The following is a 21,194-nucleotide window of genomic DNA, read 5'->3' as shown; positions in this document are numbered from 1 at the left end:
AAACCTATGAAACTATATAACATCACCAGGTTCCTTTTGTTTACAATGTTTTCATTTTCAGGCTTTAGCTTTTATGCGCAGGAAGCAGCAGAAAAGCCGGGAAACAGTGCTCAAGAATTGGCAGATAAATTAGCAAACCCTGTGGCGAGCTTAATCAGTGTTCCATTACAGAATAATTTAAATTATGGTATTGGCCCTTATAATGGCGTTAAATATACTATTAATATACAGCCAGTTGTTCCTTTCAAATTAAGTGATAATCTCAATTTGATCACGCGTTATATTCTTCCGGTTGTTGATCAAAGAAATATTACTGGATTGAATACACACGAATTTGGTTTGAGTGATGCTACTGTAACCGCATTTTTTGCTCCTAAAAGTAAAAAACTTATTTACGGAATTGGACCTGCATTTTTGGTTCCAACAGCCACAGAAAAATTTCTCGGAACAGAAAAATTTGGAGTTGGTCCCAGTGTTTTAGTTATGCATCAGGGAAAAGGACTTTCAGTAGGTTTCATAGCGAATCAAATCTGGTCTGTCGTTGGAGCTAATGATCGAGCAGATTTCAATAGTTTTTATACGCAGATATTTTTATCTCACAGCTATAAAAGCGGAGCATCTTGGGGTGTGAATGCTGAGATTACTCAAAATTGGGAAGGAAATACAACATTAATTTCTCTAAATCCTACAATGGGCGGAATAACAAAATTCGGAGATCAGGTTGTCCAGTTTTCTGTACAGCCGTTGATTCCAATTGTAGGTCATGAATCTATAAGACCAGATTGGGGCTTAAGAGCTGTCATTGCATTTGTATTTCCAGGTTCATAAAAAGGTCTAATAAGAACGAGTTTAATGAATATAGCTTATGAAAAAGAGATATATAATTTTTTTTGGAATTGTTTCTTTACTATTAAATATTGGATGTAAAAAAGAGGCTGTTGTTGCTGAAAACAAAGCAGTTTCAAACAATGAAAGTACAGTGAAAATGGATGGTGAACTGCCTTCAAAAGAATCTGTTTCGACATTATTTGATGAGATGGATTTTCAACAGGCGACCCAGTGTTATTTATGGGGATTACCTCTTATGGTTTTCGCCGAATGGCAGCATATTCAGTATACAACTTTTAATGCAACCAGTAATGATCTGGTTTTGTATAACACCTACAATGATCGTTTAGGAATTCTGACAGGAAATGCAACGACGCCTTATATCATCACTTTTATTGATCTTGCTGCAAATGGTCCGACAGTAATCGAAATGCCTGCAGGACATACTGCTGGAGGTTTAGCCGATTTTTGGCAACGCGAACAAGAGACAATAGGGGAAATGGGACCAGATAAAGGAAAAGGTGGTAAATATGTTTTAGTTCCTCCAACAATAAAAGACTTTAAAGCAGATGGCTATTTTATTGTACGATGCAATACGGTAAACAATTTTTTCGGTTTTAGAGCTTTAGATCCTGATCCTAAAATGACAGAAACATTATTAAAACAGGTAAAAATTTATCCTTATGCTAAACGTGCCAATCCAGTGCCGACAAAAGTAATTAGTCCGCCTGTCGGGAAAAAATGGTATGGTATTCAACCAACAGGAATTACCTATTGGGAACGTCTTCATGCCATTTTACAAGAAGAACCAGTAGAAGAAAGAGATCGTTTTTTTATGTCTTGGCTTAAAAATTTAGGAATAGAAAAAGGAAAACCTTTTGCGCCAGACGAACGTCAGAAGAAAATATTAATTGCTGCAGCAGAGAAAGGACAGCAAATGGCAATGGTAAATTCTTTTAGTAAACGTTTTAAGGATGTAAAACACTGGCCGAACAAAAATTGGGATTATGTATTGCTGATGAAAGATCCATCGCAGCGAGCAGACAATTATGATGAGTTCTTTGAAAGAGCAGCTTATTTCTACGAAGCAGTCACCTATTCTAAAGCTATGATTTCGAAAACACCAAATGTTGGTCAGGCGTATCTAGGAACTTATACAGACAACCAAGGAAACTGGCTTGACGGAGCTAAGAATTACACGTTGAATGTTCCAGCAAATCCACCGGCAGTTAATTTCTGGTCGATTTCGGTATATGATATTGCAACACGCTGTCTGATTGATAATAAGCAGAAAAATGCTGATTTGTCTTCACGTAAAGATCTTATAAAAAACACTGATGGATCGGTTGATTTATATTTTGGACCAAAAGCTCCAGCCGGAAAAGAGAAAAACTGGGTTCAGACTATTCCGGGGAAACATTGGTTTGTTTATATGCGTTTTTACGGACCCACAGAAGCTTATTTCAATAAAAGCTGGAAAATGGATGATGTAAAAGAGGTTAAATAGATTTACCAAATTTGTGTGCTAAAATTTAAATGATGACTGACAAATCCAAACATACAGATGAAATTTTTTTTGATCCGATAGCGTCAAAAGCAGAACGCTATGAAAAAGGTATGTCAATCAGAAAGAAAACGCCTTTAGCCTCACATCAGGAATGGAATTCTTTTAAAAACCGAAAAGATCCTGTTGCTATTTTGATTCAAACAAGTGTTGGAAGAGTTGAAAGTCTCTTGCCGATTCGATACAGAAGAATGATGGAATCGCCTTTTTCATTTTATAGAGGAGCTGCCGCTATTATGGCAGCAGATTTAGCTCATACTCCTGTTTCGGGAATAAACCTTCAGCTTTGCGGCGATTGTCACCTAATGAATTTTGGAGGTTTTGCAACACCTGAACGTAAATTGGTTTTTGATATAAATGATTTTGATGAAACTTTTCCGGGACCTTGGGAATGGGATGTAAAAAGATTAGCAGCAAGTTTTGTAATTGCAGGACAATGGAGAAAATTCTCCAATAAAAACTGTAAACAATTTGCTTGGCATGTTGCCGACAGTTACAAACGACATATGTTGGATTACAGTAAATTATCGGCGCTTCAAATTTGGTATGCAGATATTGATTTTGCAGAGCTGATTGAATTAGGTCACGACAAAGAGTTGAAGGAATTTGATCAAAAGAGAATAAAAAAAGCATCAGAATATACAGCTCATGAAAAGGAATTTGCAAAGATGACTTATTTTGATGGAGCCAGAGCACGTATCAAAGACGATCCACCTTTAATATTTCATCCTAGTGGAGAACTTGAAAAGCAAATTGCCAAAGAAGGCGAAATAATCCATAAAAGATATGTGGAGTCACTTTCAGAAGATAAACAGGTTTTATTAAGCAGATACATGATTCATGATGTAGTCATAAAAGTGGTTGGTGTAGGAAGTGTTGGAACTCTTTGTGGTATTAGCTTATTAATGTCTGCAACTGGAGAACCTATTTTTTTACAGTTTAAAGAAGCGAGAAAAAGCGTGCTAGAAGAAAATGTAAAAATTAAAGGCAAATACACACATCAGGGCGAACGTATTATTATGGGACAAAAGCTTATGCAGTCAGCATCAGATCTGTTTCTGGGCTGGACAAACGACAGCAACAATAAGTTCTTTTACATTCGACAACTTAGAGATGCGAAAATAAAACCAATTCTCGAAGTTATGAAACCCAAAAATATGGCAGATTATGCCAAAGCTTGCGGATGGGCACTTGCAAGAGCTCATGCACGTTCGGGAGATCCTTCGATAATTTCAGGATATATTGGAGATACAGATGAATTTGCTGACGCGATTTCTCAATTTTCCATTTTATATGGCGATCAAAACGAATCGGATTATAATAAAATGTTAGAAGCGATAAAACACGGAAAACTGCCTGTAGCAGCCGAAATCTAATTCTTTGTTAATGAATAATATTGAAAAGTAAGAGAAGAAATATTTTGTTTTTAATGAACTGTAATAACGTCTGTCATCAATCTATTTCAAAACGAATAGGATGGTGACGTAGTCGTACGAGGTAAATAATTTTCAAATCTTTAAATTAATATGAAGAGAAGGTAAAAAGAAGTAAGATTTTATTTATTTAATCGCGTTAATTAAATAAAATAATTTATCTTTGAAAGTGTTCTAACTGCCTGTTTAGTAATCGTTTGTGTTTTAGAAATTACTATTTAATATTCTCTGCCCTCTTCATCCAAGATTTTTTAGATTTTAATAGATTCGAGTTAAACTGATTTAATTATTAATTTAAATACTACAACATGAATATTAAAAGAACAAATCTTCGTATCATCCCATTGTTGTTAGTGGGTTTAATTTACAGCTGCTCTCCAACTGTAAAAGTCACAACAGATTACGACCATTCTGCCAATTTTGGCGAATACAAAACCTTCGCGGTTTATGACTTAAAAGCGCAGCAGGGTCAGGTTAATCAGTTAAATGTCGACCGTGTAACAAAAGCTATTCGAAACGAAATGCTAGCTAAAGGATTTACTGAATCAGACAATCCGGATTTAAAAGTAAATGCCGTATCAATCTTAAAAAATAAAACGTCTGTAAGTGCTAATACAGATTTTTATGGATACGGAGGAATGTATCGTCCTTATGGATATTGGGGTGGCGGAGCCATGATGGGCGGCGCCAATACAACATTCAATAGTTACGATTATGTAGACGGTTCATTGGTCATTGATATTGTATCAACCAAAACGCAAAAACTACTTTGGCAGGGAATTGGAAATGCCGAAATCGACAGTAAACCAGATAATCCTGAGGAATTTATCAACAGTTCTATCAAAAAAATTCTGGCAGGTTTTCCTCCAGGTTTGGCTAAAAAATAATTTAGTTAATGATGAAGCTTTTGTACTTGTCTACATTTAGACAGGTACAATGCTTTGCATTGAAGCCCTTTTTCGCACTCTATTTTTAAGAATAATAATGAACTAATTTAAGCTTAAAAAAATGATCGATATACTACTTTCACTTTTCTTTTTTATTGCAACGATTGCAGGTCTTGCTACTTCGTTTATGGTTCTTTTTTCTAGAAAAAACTATTCAAAAAGTTTCTTTTTAGGAATGTTTTTATTGAGCCTTGCTGTAGTGAGTATTTATAATTTTTATCTGTCGGCCAATATATTTAAAGAATTCCCAGATTTATTTACTATTACAAAATCGTTTATTTTTTTAGCAGCGCCATGTTCTTTCTTGTATGTTAGAAATATTTTGTCACCAGACAATAAAAACAAAAAATACGACTGGATACATTTTATCCCTTTTGGAATCTATTTTGCTCTGACACTTTTTGTATATATAGGAAGTTTTACCAATTTAAAAATTGTTGATTATATAGGTTCAATCATCAAAAATCCGTTTTCTATTTTAACCCTAACGATTTGGCTTTTTTATGTATTCTTTCAAACCATGTTGATTTTAAACTATGATTTGAAAAAATTCAAAGGAAACCAATTTCATAGAAGTAAAGTAATCAATTGGATTAGAGTTTATAACCTTATGATTCTGTTTTTATTTTCGGCACTTTTTGTATATCATTTTCTTCTGAGAAAAATAGACGTTGTCGATATATCCTGTTATTTCTTAATCTCATCGGTTTTGTTTTTTACTGTTGGCTGGCTTTATTTCAGGCCTCAGATTTTTCATGACGAAGAAGAAACATTTGATTTTGTAATCGATAATACAATTTCAATAAAATCAAAAGAAATTAAAACTAATCTTCCCGTAACAAATGAGTTAACGAGCGAAAAAAAGGAAGACTATCTTTTAAAATTAGATTATGTTTTAAATTCCCAAAAGCTTTTTCTCAAGAAAGATTTTGTAATTCGAGACCTTTCAGACGAAACTGGAATTTCAGTTCATTTATTATCTAACTTAATAAATTCTGAATTCGGACTCCATTTTCAGGATTATATTAATCTTAAAAGAATAGAATATTTTAAAGACAAAATAAACGATCCCGAATGGAAAGATTTGTCTCTAGAAGGAATGGCGTGGGGTTCTGGTTTTAAATCTCGTACAACCTGTTTTAGAGCTTTTATAAAACATACCGGAAAATCTCCTTCAGAATACTTCAAAACGATTCGAATCAATCCGGATCGAACAAGTGCTTATTATTTTAAATAAATATTATCTCTTCTCCGTAAAATTTAGTTATTCGCCTTAGTTGTAAAGTCTTAATTCATTTTAAAACATTTCAGCATGAAAGCAAAAAATACTAATTCGAAAAAAATAGGACAATCAATTTTAGTAGTTCTGTTTGCATTGATTTCATTTTACAGCAACGCACAATTAAAAGGCGGACATATTCTTGGTGCCATGGGACTTCAGTCAGGAACTCAAGCTCCAGAAAACACATTAAGCGTATATGTTCCGGCATATATCTACACCGCAAATTGTTTAAGAAACGGCGACGGAGATAATGTTGGCAATCCCGATTTAACCATGTTTATAACAGGTGCAGGAGCATCTTATGTAAGCGATTTCAAAATTTTGGGAGCCAATTACGGAGCATCCATTTTGTTGGCAGGCGCTTCAAATACGATCCAAGGAAGTTATATTGATTCTAAAAGCAGTTTTGCATTTACCGATATGTTTCTGCAACCTCTTCAATTAGGTTGGCATAATAAAAGGGCCGATTTTGTTTTCAGTTATCAAATGTACATTCCAACCGGAAAGTATGAATTAGGCGGTAGCGAAAACAGTGGATTGGGAATGTTTATGAATGAAATTTCAGCAGGAACAACCTTGTTTTTTAATGATAAGAAAACGTTTCATTTTTCTGCTTTAGCGGCATATGAAATTAACGGAAAGAAAAAAGATACCGACATAAAAACGGGTGATATTTTTAGTATTGAAGGCGGTTTAGGGAAAACATTTTATTGTATGAATGCCGAAAAAACAGCTCCAAAAGCAATAGTAAATGCCGGACTCATTTATTATTTGCAATATAAAGTTTCAGATGATAAAATTCCTGTTGGCAATTTTATAGTCGAGCCAGATAAAGACCATGTTGCAGCTCTTGGTGCTGAGGTGAATTACCTTCATATTGGATGTATGACCCAAGTTGGTTTTAGATGGGTTTCAGAATTTGGAGCGGTCAATAGATTTCAGGGAAATACTTTTTTCATCACTTTGGCACATGTTTTTAGTTTAAAGAAAAAATAATGTTTTTGGAATAAGGTAGATTTTAATGGTAACTAAAGATTCGGATTCTTATGAAAAACAGAAAAACAAATATCTTATTCTTGCTTTTAGCCCTTTTGTCATTTAATATTTTAAGTGCGCAGAAATACCATATCAGTGTAAAGGATTCCTTGGACGGCGCTTTCGATTTAAGTGATTATATTATTTATGCACATGGTTTTATCGTTGTGCCAACTATTATTACCGAACCGGCTTTAGGAAATATCGGAGGAGCTTTGGTTCCGATCTTCCTAAAAAAACATGCGCCGGTAGTAGATGAAAATGGTAAAAAACGTTTTATAAATCCCGATATAACGGGCGGAATCGGAATGTATACCGGAAACAAAAGCTGGATGGCGGGTGCATTTCGTTCATCAACTTTGATAAAACCCAGAATATTGTATCGTGTAGCCGCAGGTTATGGCGATGTGAATTTGTCTTTCTACGAAAATAATCTACCGAATTTACCTGATCAGGAATTTAAACTCAATTTTAGATCCACCATTTTTTATACCCAATGGTTAAAACAGTTTCGAAATGCAAAATGGAGCGCTGGGCCACAATATCTGTTTTTAAATTCAAAAATAAACCTACCCGATTTTAATCTTCCACCACCATTTGTAAAACCGGGAGATATAAAAAGTACTGTGAGTCAGTTAGGAGGAGCCATTCAGTTTGATGGCCGCGACAATATATTTACACCAGATAAAGGAATTAGAATCCAATCGGATTTCTTTTGGTCAGATAACGCAATAGGAAGCGACTACGATGCCTGGCGCGTTAATTTATCAGCAATCGGATATTATCCATTAGCTAAAACATTAATTGGCGGACTAAGGGTAGAAGGAGAGCAGGCGTTTGGGAGTCCGCCTTTTTATTTAAGACCTGGAATCAATTTAAGAGGAATTCCAGCGGCACGTTATCAGGGAAAAACCAGTATTGTTACCGAAGCCGAATTGAGATGGGATGTTTACAAGAGATGGAGTGTAATGGGCTTTGGCGGTTTGGCAAGCGCCTTTAACGATTGGGATAAAGCTTTTGCAAAACCTGTAGTTTACAGTTACGGAACCGGTTTTAGATATTTAATGGCCAGAAAATTTAAACTCAGAATGGGAGTTGATGTTGCCAGAGGAAATGAAGATTGGGCGTATTATATCGTTTTTGGAAGTAATTGGATGAGGTAGTTTTTTAGTCTCAGTTTTTAGTTTCCAGTCTCAGTCTCGGTTTTCAGTCTCAGTTTTGAGAGAACTTTGTCAAAGTTTAAAACTTTGACAAAGTTGATTGGTGCTATTTTCTTTTCCAATAAGGTGCAACGATTTTGTTTTTCTTATGGCATAGAACCAATATTAATATAGTGCCTAAAGTACAGAAAACAACCGCTTGAATACTTCCTTCTGGGCCAAATGCTCCTCCGGTAATTAATTCTGGACCTTGTATTTTAGCTTCTAACAAGCTGTTTGTTTTTTCGTTTCCAGATGTAATGGCTCCAAAAATACCAGATTGAGTAAAGTTCCATGCAAAATGTATCGCAATCGGAAGCCATAAGTTACGACTGTACATAAAACCCACACCAAATAAAAGCCCTGCCATAGTAATACACAATAAAGAAAGGAAACCACTATGCGGATTTATTAAATGTAAACCTCCAAAAATTACAGATGAAATTAGCAGGGAAATATAACTTCCTAATTTTTCTTCGATAATTCGGAACACAATACCACGTACCAAAACTTCTTCGATAATCGCAACCGTAAACATAAGTGCAAACGGAATTAAGATTAATCTAATCGGATTTACCACAATAACGCTGTAATTTCCGTTAAGGTAAATTACAAAAATAGTAAGCGCTTGTAAGACAAAACCAATTGCGATTCCGATCATAATATTACTCAGAAAACCTTTTGCAGCAAATTCTGTAATGCCTCTTTTGTCATATTTTTTAAAGAAGAAAATGTAGCTTAAAATACAAGCTGTCGAAACAAAAAGCCCTTTTAAAAGACTTCTAATGTCTTTATCGAGTGGCGTTAAGGCAAGTAATTTTGAAGCAATTTGTTGCCCGATAACAACAACGAACATAAAAATAAGTAAGGCAAGAATTATTTTGGTTACAGGAGAATTAAATGTTTTCTGTTTTAAGGTAAGCGTTTCCATTTGGTAGTGTTTAATGATTTAAGATGAAGCAAAAGTATCGCACATCAAAATCAAAAAATAGAATGAAATTTGCCTCCTTTATAATTTTTGAAACTGCTTAGGTAAAAAACCAGTTTGATTTTTAAAAGTCCTAATAAAATGACTTTGGTCTGAAAAACCGCATTGCATTGCTATTTCAGTTAGGTTTTCGGAGCTGGAATGTATTAGCGAAAGCGAACGATTAATTTTTATTCTACGCATGTATTCGCCTAAAGTGCATCCGAAATATTTCGGAAAATGTTTTGAAATTGTAATCGGATTTAAATGTAAAACTTCTGCAAGATCGTTGAGATTCGGATTTTCATTCCAACAATCATTTAATAATTCATGAAGACTTTTTACCCAAAACGGACTTTTTTCGTACCGTTCTAAATAGTTATTGTTTTGAGAAAGCTGAGCGAAGAGCATTTTGATGTTATCGTTAGAAAAAACATCAGCACTTTGTGTTTCTTTAAAAATCTTCAGCATTAAAAATTTAGTAAACATGCTGTTTTGAATCGATTTTTCAATCATAGCTTCATTAAGTTGAAGCTCTTTCAGTAAATCTTCTTCAATTTCGAGATTAATATTTCGGGATGGGAAAAGTGTATTTTGGTTCAAATGCAGTTCATCACTATGATAAAAAAGTAAAGAACCTGGGCCAATGTTTTCATTAAAGTTTTTCCGTTTCTCTGTAGTGCCTCCTTTTAGGAAAAGCGTAATATGTGCATTATTGTGCGAATGCCATCCTTCGTAAACTTTATTTTGATATTCGGTTTCAACAATCGAAATTCCCTGATTTGTATTAAAGATATTTTTGGTACTGCCTAAATATTTTTCTTTTTCAAGTTCGTACATTTCGAGTTGGCATTTTTGGAATAGCTGGTACCAAGTTACTGCTTATTTAAATAGCTTTATTGTCGCATTGCAAATGACCAATACTTTTACATAATTTGTAATCTTTTACACCTTAATAAAAAGATTGTGAAAAAATTAACCGCACAATAGCAATAAATTACAAAAAAATTAATTGTTTTGTAACAAATTAGAAACATTAGTGACTAATTTTGTTAAATCTTAAACATAACTTATGAATACATTTTCATTCAAATCAGTGTTTGCAGCTTCAGTATTTTTAGCTGGAACAGCAGGCTGTTTTGCGCAGGACATTTTAGTAAATTCACTTAAACTAAACGCAAGCGACAAAAGTAAAGAGAACTTCAAATTTACAGAAGTAATTAATTTAGGAACAACATCAGTAAAATCTCAGGGATCATCTGGAACTTGCTGGAGTTACTCAACCAACTCATTCTTAGAGTCAGAAATGATTCGTTTAGGAAAACAGCCAGTTGAGTTGTCTCAGATTTATTCTGCAAGAAACGTGTATGTTGACAAAGGTGTAAACTATGTTCGTATGCACGGAGCAATTACTTTAGGTGATGGTGGAGCTTTGCACGATGTAATTAATATGTATAGAAAATACGGAACTGTGCCAAGAGAAGTTTATACAGGTTTAAACTACGGAACAGACAAAAACAAATTTGCTGAAATGGCTGCTCTTATCGAAGGAGTTTTGGCAGCAGTTGTTAAAAACCCGAACGGAGAATTAACTCCAAACTGGAAAAAAGCATACACGGCAGTTATTGATTCTTATTTAGGAAAAGCACCAGAAAACTTTACATACAAAGGAAAAAACTACACACCTCAATCTTTTGCTAAAGAAGTAGTAGGAATTAATCCAGATGAGTATGTAGAAATGTCTTCTTTTACAGACACGCCTTACTACCAAAAAACAACGATGATGGTGCCAGACAACTGGTCATTAGATCAAGTTTACAACGTAAAATTGAACGATATGACAGATGTTATCGACAATGCTTTGAAAAAAGGATATACAGTAGCTTGGGCAACAGATGTTAGTGAGAAAACTTTCAGCTGGAAAAATGGTGTAGCGTATGTATCTACTAAAAAATTCGACGATATGACGGCTGAAGAAAAAGCAGACATGTTTAACGGACCAAAAGCAGAACCAGAAATTACTCCAGAAATGCGTCAAGCAGCGTTTGATAACTACACAACTACAGACGACCACGGGATGCACATTATTGGTTTAGCAAAAGACCAAACTGGAAAAGAATATTATATCGTAAAAAATTCTTGGGGAGAAACAAACGATTACAAAGGTTTCTTGTTTGTAACTAAGAACTTCGTAAAATATAAAACTACTGCATTACTAGTAAACAAAGGAGGAATTCCTGCTGAGATTGCTAAGAAATTAGGGGTTTAATAACCTTAGAGTTTTAAAGAAATAGAAAGCGCCGTAATCAAAGATTACGGCGCTTTTTTTATCTGATGCCGTCTGTTAGTTTAATATACATTAAAAACATACAGTTAAAAAAGGAAGCTTTTTCCCGAATCAGGAAGGCTTAACAGAAAAAAGGTATTTTAACGTTTTTTCAAGTTATATACAGAGATTTTAAAAGTGTAACAGTTTGAATGCGATATATTTAATAAAATTTTAACCAAACCATTAATTTTATTAAACTATTTATGAAAGACCTCAAAGTGTTTTTAAGCGCATTCCTCGTACTGTTGTCTCTCAACTGTTTTGCTCAGCTTTCGACTTCTTCAGAAAAAGGAAAAACGGTCATCTTAACCGATAATCTGGCTTCCAACAAAGATTACGTGATTAAATCCTATTACGTAGAAGAAAGAATCAACAAACTTTTTGGAGGAAGAATAACGACGTACGAGGTCACAAAATTAGATATGATCTACACCAACGATTTAGGGCCTAATAATACAAGAACAATAATTCCAAGATATGTAAAGCGAAAGCAAAAAACAGCAAGCATAACCCAACCCGAAGTTTCGGTCGAAAGTGCGACAGTTTCTGCCGAGCCCGCCAAAGAGAATATTACGGCTCAAAATGAGCCTGAAAACTACGTTAAAGTTGATGTGACAAATACATATCAAAAAGTACTGGAAAAGGGCTATAAAACCCCCGAAATGCTCCAAAAAGTAGCAGACCGACTTTACTTCGAAGGAAACTTAAATACTGCAGCAGGTTATTATGAGCAATTGTTCAATTTGGTCAAAGATCCTGATGTGATTTATTATTATAGATATGCACAGTCTTTGAAATCTATTAATCAAATAGACAAGGCTGAAATTTTAATGAAAAGGTTTAAAAGTGAGACTTTGGTTGTGAAATAGATTTTTTTTTAACCGCAAAGACACAAAGAAAAGCGCAAAGTTCGCAAAGTTTTATTTTAAGGCTTTGCGAACTTTGCGTTTCTATTTTAGAACATTTCCAATGGTTTCAACCATTGGGACGCAATGCTGAGCAAGTCTCTAAGGTTGTAAAGATTATTTTTGTCATTTCGACCGAAGAGAGAAATCACACAAGAAACTCCATAAAGTACATTTACAATCTGTGCGGATATACGAGTGTGATTTCTCTCTTCGGTCGAAATGACAAGATTGGGGAATTTGCGGTTAAATAATTCGTACCTAAATATGGAATTTGGAATTTTCAGATTTGGAATTTTTCCAAAAAAAAAGACGATCAATTTTGATCGTCTTTTTTTTAAGCTCCCCCTCTTGGGCTCGAACCAAGGACCCTCTGATTAACAGTCAGATGCTCTAACCAACTGAGCTAAGGAGGAATCACCTTAAAGGTAAATATGTTTGCTAAAAAAAAGTTGCTCCCCCTCTTGGGCTCGAACCAAGGACCCTCTGATTAACAGTCAGATGCTCTAACCAACTGAGCTAAGGAGGAAGTTGTTGCTCTTTTTAGCGAGTGCAAATATAAAACTATTTTTTGTTTCTAAACAACATTTTCACTCTTTTTTTTCACTTTTTTTTACTTGCCTACAATCGCCTTATAAATGTCGTTACCGTTAGCAAACAGTAGTAGTGAAATAAGTAATACAAAACCAACTATTTGCGCATTCTCTAAGAATTTATCGCTTGGTTTTTTACCAGAAATTATTTCATACAATAAAAACATTACGTGACCACCATCAAGTGCCGGAATTGGCAATAAATTCATAACTCCAAGCATAATTGACAATAAAGCGGTGATGGACCAGAAAACTTCCCAGCTCCAAGAAGTAGGAAAAATATTGAAAATCGCAGCAAAACCACCAACTTGTTTATACGCTTTAGTTTCTGGATTAAAAATCATTTTCAATTGTTTTCCGTAGCTTACTAACTGATCTTTTCCTTTTTGAAGACCAACCGGAATAGATTCGAAGAAACCATATTCTTTTGTACTGATTTTATAGTATCCTAGTTTCTCTAATGATTTCATGTCTAAACCGCCAGAAACAACACCAAGTTTACCTTCGTTAGTAACTTTTAAAGTAAGAGGCGTTTCTTTTAGATCACGCAAAACAACTGCTGGAATCGTTTTTCCTTTATTTACTTCTAAAACTGCTTTTGCTTCATCAAAATATTTAATTTTTTGTCCATTAAGAGAAAGAATCAAATCTTTTGGTTTTAAATTTTGGTTTGGAGAATCTTCTGCAATCTGACTAATTGCAAAAGGTCTACGAATATCAACTAGAAGCCCTTTTTCCGTTTTAGAAAGCTGGTCTATAAAATCAGTTGGCATTTTTAGTGTTTGCTGTTGTCCGTTTCTTTCAACCAAAACTTCTTTCGCCATGATGATATTTATATTCATGTCTTTGTCAAAATTTTCTACAGCTTTACCATCAATAGAAATAATTTTGTCACCCGTTTGAAAACCAGCCTTAATCATAACCGGATTTTCAATCAGAACACCGTCTTTTAAGTCAGCGTTTGCAATATAAGTATCTCCGTAGGCAAATGCCATTCCTATATAGATAATAAAAGCCAGGATAAAGTTTACGGTAACACCACCAAGCATAATAATCAAACGTTGCCAAGCCGGTTTAGTACGAAACTCCCAAGGTTGAGGCTCTTGAGCCATCTGCTCTTTGTCCATACTTTCGTCAATCATTCCAGAGATTTTCACATAACCTCCAAGTGGCAACCATCCAATACCGTATTCTGTTTCTCCGATTTTCTTTTTGAAAAGAGAGTATTTAACATCAAAAAACAAATAAAATTTTTCGACTCTTGTTTTAAATAATTTTGCAGGGATAAAATGCCCTAATTCATGAAGAATAATAAGTAAAGATAAACTCAATAGAAATTGAGAGAGTTTGATAACTATATCCATTTTTTATTTTTAATTCGTATTTAACGCACAAAAGTAGCGTTTTCTATTTTAATTCAAGGCGCAAGATAGTGTTTAAGCTTTTAAATGTTTGTTAATAATTATATTAGTTTTTTAAACAAATTTTCTGTCCTTAACTATTAGTACTTCATAGCATCATAATGTTACAATGTCTTATTCTGATACATTTAAAACATATTGAGATTATTTATTTAATATTTCCATTTTAATTTCATAATTCCACAAAAACATGACAATTATTAAATAGTAAAAAAGAAAATGAAAACCATCAAATGATTATTAATTTTTAAACTTCATGTCATGAACTTTATGAGACAAATTAAAAGGATTATAAAAATGCACAAATTGATTATTTCTGAAAAAACAGGAACTCCAGAAGTGTTTGCTAGAAAATTATCTGTTAGCAGAAGCCAGCTTTATAATGAGTTGGAAGTAATAAAAGAGTTGGATGCACCTGTGAAATATTGTAAAAAAAGAGAGAGCTTTTACTATACAAGTCCTTTTGAATTAATTTTTAATTATTCTCTCAAAATAATTAAAGATGATGAAACAAGAGAAATTTTTGGAGGTTCTTATTTCCGTCCAAGCTTATTGGACGGAACTATAATAAGTTTGCTCTAACAAAATAGTTCTCGAGAAAATGAATTTTGTTGGATTTATTAATTAACCATTTAAATTTTTAAAGTTATGAATTTAGAAGAATTGAATTTAGTTGAGCTTAATGTTCAGGAATCAGAAGAAGTGGAAGGTGGATTTGGGCCATTGTTTTATGCCTTAGCAGTTTTTGCACTTGGAGTATATAATGGATATAATGCGGCAGCTAATTAATGTTGCTAATTAATGTTGAAAATTTTAAATTATGGAAATAGTTAAATGTGAAGTAGTTGAATTGACTCAAGAAGAGGTTCAAGAGGTTGAAGGCGGATTCTTGCCAATGATATTAGGAGGTATAGCTATCTGTGGAGCTATCTATGGAGCTGGACGAGCTTGTGGGGAAGCATTGTATTATGCAACTCACTAATATTTTAAAACCAGACCTATTTATTTAGGTTTGGTTTTTTTTAAATAATAAAAAATTTATTTTCAATGAAGAATAATTTCGTATATAAAATTTTTCTAGGAACAAAAGACAATTTATTTTTAACTATGGTTTATGTGTTTTTAATTTCGATTTTTCTGTTATACTTTATTGGTAGAATTGTTGGAGAAGCATTTTTTTATTTTACACATTAATCTTATTAAATATTTATCATGTTTAATAATTTGTTTATTAAAGGAAAAACCATGAAAAAAGCATTTCTATTTCTTGTAGGTGTAGTGTATATTGCCATTTTAATAATTTTGCGAAAATACCCCGAAAATCATTTTTATTCGTTTTCATTAGGCATTTTAGAGACACTAGGAGTAGTCTTTTTTATGATTAATATTGAAAAAGTAGCATTAAAAAAATGATTGAATTATTATAAATATTCCAGTATCATTTTAAATCCAAAATTATTTTGTTTTGATATTCTCTTCCTTGATTTACTAATTGGAAGAGAATATTCTATCTATTTATAAAATGAATTTCACTTCAGACCCTATTAACACTCTCGAAAATCTCATCTCAAAAAATAAAACAAAGAGTTTCTCAATTTACCTGATAATTCTTTTGGTTGTTCTTACGTTTCTAACGTTGTTACCAGTTATTAAAGTTGATATCAGCAGTCAAAGCCGTGGCGTTATTCGCAGTAAAACAGATAATGTTCCCATTTCGGCAATGGTAAGTGGCAGAATTACCACAATAGCATTAAGAAATAATGCTTTTGTAATAAAAGGAGATACACTTTTGAAAATTGCTACAGAAAATCTGGAAAGCGATAAAATGACACAAGGTAAATTATCAGCTTCAACTTCTGTTTTACTAAAAGATATTTCAAATCTTTTGTTAAACAAGACTTCTAGCTTATTGACAACCGTTGCACGTGAAGATTTACTCAAATTTCAATCAGGTAAAAACGAATTACAGAGCAAAATTTCTCGAGCACAAATAAACTTTGACCGAAATAAAATATTGTTTGAAAAAGATATTATTGCTAAAGCTGAATTTGAAAAAATTGAACATGAATTACTAGCAGCAAAACAAGCACTACAAAGTTTTGTAAGCCAGCAGAGGGCAACATGGGAAAATCAGAAAAGAGATTTAGAAGATCAATTGAAAAACCTAAACGGAACAGTTTTGAAAATAAATGTTGAATCTAATAATTATGTCGTTTTAGCGCCAATTTCTGGAACAATCGAAAGTTTTTCAGGTATTCAAAAAGGTTCTTTTGTAAACGCATCCCAACCAATCGCAACAATTTCTTCATCAGATCATCTTATTGTAGAAAATATTGTTTCTCCAAACGATATTGGGGTGATTAAGAAAAATCAAAAAGTAAAGTTTCAGTTAGATGCCTTCAATTACAATCAATGGGGATTATTGCAAGGAAAAGTGATTGATATTGATCAAAACATTACAATTCAAGGTGAACAGAATTTTTTTAAAGTTCGCTGTTCTTTAGATTCTAAGACTTTAAAACTAAAATCTGGTTACAAAACAGATGTTTCAAAAGGAATGACTTTAACTACAAGATACATCATAACACGCAGAAGCTTATTTGATTTGTTATTTGACAAAGTAGATAATTGGCTAAATCCAAAACAAATGAAATAATGGCTTCAATAAAAATTAAACAGCATGATATTAAAGATTGTGGTGCTGCTTGTCTGGTTTCTATCGGGAATCATTTCAAAGTTAATCTTCCTATAGCGAGAATTCGTCAGTTTGCCCATACAGATAAGCGAGGTACCAATGTTTTAGGAATAATTGAAGCCGCAGAAAAGATGGGCTTTACTGCCAAAGGAGTCAAAGGCGGTTTAGATTCTTTAAATAAAATTCCGCTTCCAGCAATTGCGCATATTATAACCAAAGAGCAATTACATCATTACGTAGTTATTTACAAAGTTGAAAAAACTAAAATCACAGTGATGGCCCCAGGTTTTGGTAAAATGGAAGTTTATAATTTGGAGGAATTTCAAAAAACATGGTCTGGAGTTTTAATTCTTTTTGCGCCAAATGAAGATTTTAAAACGGTAAACGAAAAAACATCAGCCGTTAAACGATTTTGGAGTTTAATTCAACCACATAAAACAATACTAATTCAGGCTTTAATAGGAGCAATTTTATATACTGTTTTAGGTTTGGCAATGTCAATATACATACAAAAAATAACTGATTACGTTTTGGTAGATGGCAATAAAAACTTGCTCAATTTATTAAGTATTACGATGGTTACCATTATTTTATTACAAGTTTATATTGGCTCTCAAAAGAGCATTTTTGTGATGAAAACTGGACAGCTGATAGATGCTAAATTAATTTTGGGCTACTATAAACATTTACTGCATCTTCCTCAGCGTTTTTTTGATACCATGCAGATCGGTGAAATTATATCAAGAATAAATGATGCAGTAAAAATTCGCTCTTTTATTAATGAAGTTGCAATTGAAATGATTGTAAATGTTTTTATTGTGTTTTTTTCATTTGCCCTAATGTTCACGTATTATTGGAAACTCGCTTTGATAATTCTCCTTGTCATTCCGTTTTATGCTTTGATTTATTTTACTCTGAATAAATTCAATAAAAAAGTAGAACGAAACATTATGGAGAATGCAGCAGAACTGCAAACACAATTGGTTGAAAGTATTACTCATGTAAGAACAGTAAAAGAATTTGGAATTGAGGAATTCTCAAACCTGAAAACAGAAAATAAGTTTGTAAAGCTTTTGTTTACAACTTATAAGTCAGGTTTGAACACAATTTTTGCGAGTTCTTCAACACAATTTTTGGCATCTATATTTACAGTTGTTTTAATGTGGGTTGGAGCGGGTTATGTGATAGAAAGGACAATTACACCAGGAGAGTTGTTTTCATTTTATGCTCTTATAGGATATTTTACTTCACCCGTAGCTTCTTTAATAAACATGAACAAAACAGCTCAAAATGCATTAATTGCTGCAGACAGACTTTTTGAAATCATGGATTTAGAAAGAGAAGAAACGGAAAATAAGATAGCGTTGACTAAAGAAAATTTACGAGACATAAAATTTGAAAATGTTTCTTTTCGATATGGATCTCGAGTTGAAGTTTTTAAGAATTTTAATGCTGTATTCAAGAAAAATCAAACAACAGCTATTGTAGGAGAAAGCGGAAGCGGAAAAACTACTTTAATTTCATTATTGCAAAACCTTTATCCAATAAAAGAAGGTAAAATTAATATAGGAGATTTTGATCTTCAGTTTGTTCATTATAAGAGTTTAAGAGAAGTAGTTGGGGTTATTCCCCAGCAGCTTAATTTGTTTTCTGGGAATATTATAGAAAATATTGCTTTAGGAGAGTCTTTTCCTAATATTCAAAGAATTTTAGAACTTTCAAAACAGCTCGGGATTTATGAGTTTGTTGAAAAATTGCCAAATGGTTTTGAAACTCAAATTGGTGAAAATGGAGCAATGCTATCAGGAGGACAAAAACAAAGAATTGCAATTGCGAGAGCACTTTATAAAAATCCTGAAATTTTATTAATGGATGAAGCTACTGCTTCGTTAGATACTAATTCTGAAAAAATAGTAAAAGAAGTCATAGATGATTTTAAATTACAAGGAAGAACGATTATAGTTATAGCTCATCGTTTGAGTACAATAGCAAATGCCGATACAATTTTGGTAATGAAAAATGGAGCAATTGTAGAATCAGGAAATCATTTTGCTTTATTAGAACAAAAAGCAGAATATTATAATTTGTGGAGTAAACAAAGTTTGGTTTAACAGCAACAAAAAGGTATATTTTATTTACTAATTAAATAAAGCTTATTTTTATTAGTAACGTATTGACTAATTATGTTACAAACATACTATAACAACTCTTTTGCCAAAAAATATTGATTACAATTCTGCAATATCTGTTTAAGGTTCGTTTTAGAAAGTTAGTTTCCAAAGGAGATAGTATTGCTATATTTTTAATTATACTAATGTATTTGGTGACTGCATTTTTGGTTTATAAAAATTACGAGTATTTCCAAAATTATATTTTACTCTTTTTTCTTGATGTTGCAGGGTACCGTTTGCAAAGGACAGATATCGAAATCTTGCGATTGAATAGAAACTACAAACTGATTTTGCTCTTTGAATATCTTATTTATTCACTGCCCTTTCATTTGGTTTTATTGTTCAAAGAAAAGTATTTACTCATTGCAGGAGTTTTGATTTTTAATATCCTTTTGATAAATCTTCCAAAATCTAATTTTAAAACAATTCGTTATCCTTTCCATTTGTTTAATGTCTATTGGCATATTTCTTTTAGAAAATATAAGTTGATTTATGTTTTTCCATTTTTAGCGATCTTGATCTATATTGCTACAGAATACAAAAACGATAATCTTATTTACTTTGTAATGCTGGTCCTCGCAGCAATAGGTTGTGTGCCTTCTTTTGAAACAGAAAAAACGGAAGAAATAAAGCGAAATCCGTTTAGAGCTGAAAAATACTTATTGTTTCAGTTAAAGAATGCAGTCTTGAATACATTTTGCATTGTAATTCCAATTTTCATAATAATGTGTTGTTTTCAGCAATGGGGAAAACTATTTTTATTAGGCATTGTTTTTATTCCGCCAGTTCTGAATGTCATTTTGAAATATATGTATTTCGATAATCCTTTAATTCATCAAATCGTTTTTACAATCTTTGTTTCATCACTCTTTTATTTGTTTGGAGCTCCATTATTAGCATTACCTTTTATGTACAAAAAAGCAATTAAAAACTTAAATGCCATTAAATATGCTGAAGATTCAAATTGATCAAAAGAAATACGGCAGTAAATTGATATTAGAAGATATTGAAATCCATATTGAAAAGCCTGGAATTTATGGTGTTATTGGTAAAAATGGTCACGGAAAAACAACGCTTTTTAAATGTATTTTAGGACTTGAGGGTTATAAAGGGAATTCTTTTCTAAATGATGAAAAGTTACTGTTGCAAAATGCTGGCTGGGTTCCAACCGAACCTCCAATTTATGACGAACTTACTGCTAATGAGTTTTACGATTTTTATGCCCATTTATTAGATCTGAAGACGTTTGTTTTTAATGAAATTTTTGAAGTTCCGGAAAACCAGTTAATTCGTGAATTTTCTACAGGAATGAAAAAGAAAACCTACCTGAATGCCGTTTTTCAGAAAGACTTTTTAATCTATATTTTAGATGAACCTTTTAATGGATTAGATTTAGAATCGAACTATTTGTTAATGAACTACATTCGGGAACTTTCGAAAACCAGTATTGTTTTAATTTCGTCTCATATTTTGGAAATCCTTTATAAAGATTGTGATAGTATTTTTCTGTTGAAGGATAAAAAGGTAAGTGAATTTGAAAGGAATGAGTTTTTAGAAATAGAGAAAAGGCTTTTTAGTTAGTACTTCAAAAAACAAGTTGTGATTTATTTGTATTAAGGGAAATATCTTATTCTGATAGATTTAAAACTTATTGAAGATTCTTGTTTAAGAATTAGACACTAATTTTATTCTAACAAAAGATTGATTTTGTTGTTATATAAATAAAAGTAATTCTGTTATGAAAAAAAAGATTATTCCATTTTTTGTTTTGTTATTGCTATTGATACTTGTTTTAATAGTAAGAAGATATCCTGAAAATCATATT

The 21,194-nt window shown here is 32.6% G+C and carries 19 protein-coding genes and 2 tRNA genes; 16 read left to right on the top strand and 5 right to left on the bottom strand.

All coding sequences use genetic code 11. The features are described 5' to 3' along the window. Positions 1-6 precede the first annotated feature (6 nt). From NQQ59_RS17370 to NQQ59_RS17340, 7 genes are all read left to right on the top strand, one after another. On the top strand, positions 7-828 hold the full coding sequence (locus NQQ59_RS17370) for a hypothetical protein (RefSeq protein WP_144216165.1): 822 nt from the start codon (positions 7-9) through the stop codon (positions 826-828). Positions 829-865: 37 nt separating this feature from the next. Further along, positions 866-2,335 (top strand): DUF1254 domain-containing protein, encoded by a 1,470-nt coding sequence (locus NQQ59_RS17365; RefSeq protein ID WP_186296599.1) that lies wholly within the window; start codon positions 866-868, stop codon positions 2,333-2,335. A gap of 29 nt (positions 2,336-2,364) precedes the next feature. Then, a complete protein-coding gene (locus tag NQQ59_RS17360) occupies positions 2,365-3,768 on the top strand; it encodes a DUF2252 domain-containing protein (RefSeq protein ID WP_257698403.1) in 1,404 nt (467 codons plus the stop codon). A gap of 365 nt (positions 3,769-4,133) precedes the next feature. Beyond that, positions 4,134-4,712, top strand: a complete 579-nt coding sequence (locus NQQ59_RS17355) for a DUF4136 domain-containing protein (RefSeq protein WP_144216161.1) — start codon at positions 4,134-4,136, stop codon at positions 4,710-4,712. Positions 4,713-4,833: 121 nt separating this feature from the next. Next, positions 4,834-6,009, top strand: coding sequence for a helix-turn-helix domain-containing protein (locus tag NQQ59_RS17350; protein WP_144216159.1), 1,176 nt, complete (start codon positions 4,834-4,836; stop codon positions 6,007-6,009). Between the two features lie 75 nt (positions 6,010-6,084). Continuing rightward, a complete protein-coding gene (locus NQQ59_RS17345; protein WP_144216157.1) occupies positions 6,085-7,050 on the top strand; it encodes a SphA family protein in 966 nt (321 codons plus the stop codon). Positions 7,051-7,100: 50 nt separating this feature from the next. Continuing rightward, positions 7,101-8,252, top strand: a complete 1,152-nt coding sequence (locus NQQ59_RS17340; protein WP_144216155.1) for a BamA/TamA family outer membrane protein — start codon at positions 7,101-7,103, stop codon at positions 8,250-8,252. 103 nt (positions 8,253-8,355) lie between these two features. On the opposite strand, the gene NQQ59_RS17335 is transcribed toward NQQ59_RS17340, so the two are convergent. Beyond that, entirely contained in the window at positions 8,356-9,219 is an 864-nt protein-coding gene (locus tag NQQ59_RS17335) for a CPBP family intramembrane glutamic endopeptidase (RefSeq protein ID WP_144216153.1), read from the bottom strand. A 78-nt stretch (positions 9,220-9,297) separates the two neighbouring features. Further along, complete coding sequence (locus tag NQQ59_RS17330) at positions 9,298-10,095, bottom strand: AraC family transcriptional regulator (RefSeq protein ID WP_144216151.1); 798 nt, start codon at positions 10,093-10,095, stop codon at positions 9,298-9,300. Positions 10,096-10,327: 232 nt separating this feature from the next. On the opposite strand from NQQ59_RS17330, the gene NQQ59_RS17325 reads away from it, so the two are divergent. After that, on the top strand, positions 10,328-11,524 hold the full coding sequence (locus tag NQQ59_RS17325) for a C1 family peptidase (protein WP_144216149.1): 1,197 nt from the start codon (positions 10,328-10,330) through the stop codon (positions 11,522-11,524). 263 nt (positions 11,525-11,787) lie between these two features. Continuing rightward, positions 11,788-12,453, top strand: coding sequence for a hypothetical protein (locus NQQ59_RS17320; protein WP_144216147.1), 666 nt, complete (start codon positions 11,788-11,790; stop codon positions 12,451-12,453). A 378-nt stretch (positions 12,454-12,831) separates the two neighbouring features. Here the strand turns inward: NQQ59_RS17320 and NQQ59_RS17315 are convergent. From NQQ59_RS17315 to rseP, 3 genes are all read right to left on the bottom strand, one after another. Beyond that, positions 12,832-12,905: transfer RNA gene (locus NQQ59_RS17315), tRNA-Asn, on the bottom strand. A 39-nt stretch (positions 12,906-12,944) separates the two neighbouring features. Next, positions 12,945-13,018, bottom strand: a tRNA-Asn gene (locus tag NQQ59_RS17310). 84 nt (positions 13,019-13,102) lie between these two features. Next, entirely contained in the window at positions 13,103-14,446 is a 1,344-nt protein-coding gene (rseP, locus tag NQQ59_RS17305) for an RIP metalloprotease RseP (RefSeq protein ID WP_144216145.1), read from the bottom strand. 318 nt (positions 14,447-14,764) lie between these two features. On the opposite strand from rseP, the gene NQQ59_RS17300 reads away from it, so the two are divergent. The 7 genes from NQQ59_RS17300 to NQQ59_RS17270 all read left to right on the top strand — a co-directional run bounded on the left by NQQ59_RS17300 (position 14,765) and on the right by NQQ59_RS17270 (position 20,950). Beyond that, a complete protein-coding gene (locus NQQ59_RS17300; protein ID WP_144216143.1) occupies positions 14,765-15,085 on the top strand; it encodes a hypothetical protein in 321 nt (106 codons plus the stop codon). Positions 15,086-15,151: 66 nt separating this feature from the next. Next, positions 15,152-15,292 carry a class IIb bacteriocin, lactobin A/cerein 7B family gene (locus NQQ59_RS17295; protein ID WP_144216141.1) on the top strand — a complete coding sequence of 47 codons (141 nt, stop codon included), beginning with the start codon at positions 15,152-15,154 and terminating at the stop codon, positions 15,290-15,292. 61 nt (positions 15,293-15,353) lie between these two features. Beyond that, a complete protein-coding gene (locus NQQ59_RS17290; protein ID WP_186296598.1) occupies positions 15,354-15,485 on the top strand; it encodes a class IIb bacteriocin, lactobin A/cerein 7B family in 132 nt (43 codons plus the stop codon). A 654-nt stretch (positions 15,486-16,139) separates the two neighbouring features. Further along, complete coding sequence (locus NQQ59_RS17285) at positions 16,140-17,159, top strand: HlyD family secretion protein (RefSeq protein WP_257698402.1); 1,020 nt, start codon at positions 16,140-16,142, stop codon at positions 17,157-17,159. Continuing rightward, positions 17,159-19,309, top strand: a complete 2,151-nt coding sequence (locus NQQ59_RS17280; RefSeq protein WP_144216135.1) for a peptidase domain-containing ABC transporter — start codon at positions 17,159-17,161, stop codon at positions 19,307-19,309. The genes NQQ59_RS17285 and NQQ59_RS17280 overlap by 1 nt, the downstream gene beginning before the upstream one ends. Before the next feature lie 113 nt (positions 19,310-19,422). Next, complete coding sequence (locus NQQ59_RS17275; RefSeq protein WP_144216133.1) at positions 19,423-20,337, top strand: hypothetical protein; 915 nt, start codon at positions 19,423-19,425, stop codon at positions 20,335-20,337. After that, complete coding sequence (locus tag NQQ59_RS17270) at positions 20,318-20,950, top strand: ATP-binding cassette domain-containing protein (RefSeq protein ID WP_144216131.1); 633 nt, start codon at positions 20,318-20,320, stop codon at positions 20,948-20,950. Before NQQ59_RS17275 ends, NQQ59_RS17270 begins: the two co-directional genes overlap by 20 nt. The last annotated feature ends 244 nt before the right edge of the window (positions 20,951-21,194 follow it).

Source organism: Flavobacterium panacis (assembly GCF_024649945.1).
GTDB classification, from domain to species: Bacteria; Bacteroidota; Bacteroidia; order Flavobacteriales; family Flavobacteriaceae; genus Flavobacterium; species Flavobacterium panacis.
The sequence above is the reverse complement of the archived record's forward strand: the minus strand, read 5'-3'. Positions and strand labels throughout refer to the sequence as shown.

Bases quoted from the DNA above. Each gene is read 5' to 3' on its own strand.
- NQQ59_RS17365 (WP_186296599.1), top strand. From the start codon at position 866: ATGAAAAAGAGATATATAATTTTTTTTGGAATTGTTTCTTTACTATTA.
- NQQ59_RS17355 (WP_144216161.1), top strand. From the start codon at position 4,134: ATGAATATTAAAAGAACAAATCTTCGTATCATCCCATTGTTGTTAGTG.
- NQQ59_RS17270 (WP_144216131.1), top strand. From the start codon at position 20,318: ATGCTGAAGATTCAAATTGATCAAAAGAAATACGGCAGTAAATTGATA.
- NQQ59_RS17295 (WP_144216141.1), top strand. From the start codon at position 15,152: ATGAATTTAGAAGAATTGAATTTAGTTGAGCTTAATGTTCAGGAATCA.
- rseP (WP_144216145.1), bottom strand. From the start codon at position 14,446: ATGGATATAGTTATCAAACTCTCTCAATTTCTATTGAGTTTATCTTTA.
- NQQ59_RS17340 (WP_144216155.1), top strand. From the start codon at position 7,101: ATGAAAAACAGAAAAACAAATATCTTATTCTTGCTTTTAGCCCTTTTG.
- NQQ59_RS17335 (WP_144216153.1), bottom strand. From the start codon at position 9,219: ATGGAAACGCTTACCTTAAAACAGAAAACATTTAATTCTCCTGTAACC.
- NQQ59_RS17325 (WP_144216149.1), top strand. From the start codon at position 10,328: ATGAATACATTTTCATTCAAATCAGTGTTTGCAGCTTCAGTATTTTTA.
- NQQ59_RS17280 (WP_144216135.1), top strand. From the start codon at position 17,159: ATGGCTTCAATAAAAATTAAACAGCATGATATTAAAGATTGTGGTGCT.
- NQQ59_RS17300 (WP_144216143.1), top strand. From the start codon at position 14,765: ATGAACTTTATGAGACAAATTAAAAGGATTATAAAAATGCACAAATTG.
- NQQ59_RS17320 (WP_144216147.1), top strand. From the start codon at position 11,788: ATGAAAGACCTCAAAGTGTTTTTAAGCGCATTCCTCGTACTGTTGTCT.
- NQQ59_RS17350 (WP_144216159.1), top strand. From the start codon at position 4,834: ATGATCGATATACTACTTTCACTTTTCTTTTTTATTGCAACGATTGCA.
- NQQ59_RS17345 (WP_144216157.1), top strand. From the start codon at position 6,085: ATGAAAGCAAAAAATACTAATTCGAAAAAAATAGGACAATCAATTTTA.
- NQQ59_RS17330 (WP_144216151.1), bottom strand. From the start codon at position 10,095: ATGTACGAACTTGAAAAAGAAAAATATTTAGGCAGTACCAAAAATATC.
- NQQ59_RS17360 (WP_257698403.1), top strand. From the start codon at position 2,365: ATGATGACTGACAAATCCAAACATACAGATGAAATTTTTTTTGATCCG.
- NQQ59_RS17370 (WP_144216165.1), top strand. From the start codon at position 7: ATGAAACTATATAACATCACCAGGTTCCTTTTGTTTACAATGTTTTCA.